Annotated in this window: 1 protein-coding gene; it reads right to left on the bottom strand. The window is 72.5% G+C overall.

Annotated features, from left to right (window positions below; translation table 11 throughout):
• Window positions 1-281: 281 nt before the first annotated feature.
• On the bottom strand, window positions 282-1061 hold the full coding sequence (locus J1M39_RS11265; protein WP_061873154.1) for a hypothetical protein: 780 nt from the start codon (window positions 1059-1061) through the stop codon (window positions 282-284).
• Window positions 1062-1189 lie beyond the last annotated feature (128 nt).

Genomic DNA, 1189 nt, shown 5'->3' with positions numbered 1-1189 from the left:
CAGCAAGGGGGGAGGGCGCGGAGACGGCGGCACGACAGGGCCCCGCCGTGGGGGCGATGTCTGGGCCGGCGACCGGCGGGGGACGTGTCGTGGAGGGGCAGCCAGCTGCCGGCGCCGCGCTGCGAGCTCGCGGTGCCGCAGAGACAGCGGCAGCCGCCGCGGGCGGACGGCCCCGCCCGCATCGTGCGGGCGGGGCCACCGGGGGGTGTGGGCGCTCGCGGCCCGGGCGGTCAGCGGCGGGGCCGCAGCAGTTCGACGACCCCGCCGAGAGGGAGAGGGAATCAGGCCGTGGCCGGAGCCTCGGCGGTTCCGCGGGTGCTGGCCCGCTCCACGGCGGAGCCCTCCCGCACGCTGGCGGACTCCGGGGACTGCATCAGCGGCACGGCGCGGAACAGACGTCCCACGCCCTCGTACTCGGCGTCGATCGTGGGGAGCTGATCCCGACGGATCGGCATCAGAATGCCGTGCGCCCACTGGCCGTGGACCCACGCGACGGGCTTGCCCGAGTGGTTGGTGTCCGGGTCGAACGTGAGCACCTCACCGTCGCTGGTGTACCGCGCCGTCACGTCGGCCAGCGCCTTGACGTACTTCGGATTGACCGTGAACGTGCCCTCCTCGAGCGCGCCCCGCGGCTGGGTGTGCAGGCGGAACAGGGAAGCGATCTTCGGATACTCGTCCGCGTCCGCGTAGTTCTTCAGCGGCACCGTCTGCACCTGCCCGTTCGCCGCGTGGACGGTGAACGTGACGGTGTCCTTGTCGGCCGTCAGCTCCACCGTGCCGTCCTTCTTCGCGGCGCGGAGCACCGGGAGCAGAACCTTCAGGCCCGAGCGGTGCAGGCGCACCGGCGGCAGGCCCGCGCCGTGCGCGGGCGCCTCCAGGGCGTACTCGGTCAGCGTGCGGGCGAGCTGGTAGCGGTCCGTGCTGTAGGCGATCAGGCCCTGGTCGGTCACCTCCAGAGGGACCGTGGTCAGGCGAGCCCCGACCGGCTCGTCGGCGAGGCGGGCGGGGTAGGAAGCGACATCGAGACCGCGGAGCAGCTGGCGGGCGTTGAACGTGAGCATGAGAGCCTCCAAGGCTAGGGGTGCAGGGGGCCGGTTGCCTCCCGCTGAGTCAAACCATACACCCATTGTGGTGTGGACGCAATCGGTTGTGTGGTGGCGTGCTGGTGGTGTTATGGCATGGGCGGGGG

The organism is Micrococcus sp. KRD077 (genome assembly GCF_017168505.1).
GTDB lineage: Bacteria > Actinomycetota > Actinomycetes > Actinomycetales > Micrococcaceae > Micrococcus > Micrococcus luteus.
This window is presented reverse-complemented; position numbering and strand designations above follow the sequence as displayed.

Excerpts from the sequence above, each read along its gene's own strand:
- J1M39_RS11265 (WP_061873154.1), bottom strand. The coding sequence starts at position 1,061 with ATGCTCACGTTCAACGCCCGCCAGCTGCTCCGCGGTCTCGATGTCGCT.